This is a genomic window from Mesorhizobium sp. B3-1-7 (genome assembly GCF_006439385.1).
GTDB lineage: Bacteria > Pseudomonadota > Alphaproteobacteria > Rhizobiales > Rhizobiaceae > Mesorhizobium.
This window is the reverse complement of the sequence record NZ_VFTL01000087.1, coordinates 1-1,042: the sequence shown is the minus strand read 5'-3', so window position 1 is coordinate 1,042 and position 1,042 is coordinate 1. Positions and strand designations below refer to the sequence as shown.

Annotated in this window: 1 pseudogene; it reads right to left on the bottom strand. The window is 58.7% G+C overall.

What is annotated here, in order from left to right:
• Window positions 1–27: 27 nt before the first annotated feature.
• A pseudogene (locus FJ417_RS32985) lies at window positions 28–1,042 on the bottom strand (IS3 family transposase); the annotation flags it as partial.

Below are 1,042 nucleotides of genomic sequence, written 5' to 3'. Positions count from 1 at the left end.
TGAACTGACCCCATAAAGTTGGACGGTTCATTGAGTTGGTAGGTTTAAGGGCTGGGTCCTGTATTGCACAGGGGCCAGCCCTTTGAGTTTCAGTTTGATGCGGTGGTGGTTGTAATAGTCGATGTAGTGGTCGATGGCTGTATCGAGGCTTTGGACCGTTTCGAATCTTTGCGGATAGAAGAGCTCGGATTTGAGCGTGGCGAAGAAGCTCTCCATCGGTGCATTGTCGAGGCAATTGCCTTTGCGCGACATGCTCTGAGCAAGGCCTCTAGCTTCCAGCCTGCGCTGGAATGCCGACATCTGGTACTGCCATCCCTGATCGGAATGCAGGATCGGCCGTTCGTTGTGATTGAGCCGGGCGAAGGCTTTGGTCAGCATATTGTCCACCAATTCGAAGCGCGGGCGGCGCGCCGTCTCGAAGGCGACGATCTCGCCGTTGTAGAGATCAATGATGGGTGACAGGTAGAGCTTGTCGCCGGCCACGCTGAACTCCGTCACGTCGGTCACCCATTTGCGGTTGGCGCGGTCGGCGTCGAACTTGCGCTGCAACAGATCGGGCGCGGTCCGCCCAACCTCGCCCCTATAGGAACGATACCTCTTCGGCCTGACCAGCGACTTCAATTCCATCCCGGTCATCAGGCTCTGGACGGTCTTGTGGTTGACGCGTTGACCTGCCTGGCGCAGTTGCGCGGTCACCCGACGATAGCCGTAGCGGCCCTTGTGGCTGTCGAAGATGACCTTGATCGCTTCCCTCAATGCCGCCTGGCGGTCCGGGCGCGAGGCCGCCTTTTGATTGTAATAGAACGTGCTGCGCGGCAGCTTCGCCAGCTCCAGCAGGCCTTTAAGCGGATGCAGCGGCCTTAACGCCTGGACGGCTTGCGCTTTTTGGGCGCGTGTCCCTGCGTTAAGGCCTCCAGTTTTTTTAGGTAGGCGTTCTCCATCCGCAACTGCTTCAGTTCGGCCAGCAGTTCTTCACGGCTTTTGGCCTCGTCACTGGCTGCAACAGGCACTGAGGGGGCCGGCGGCTTCGACATGGGTCGTC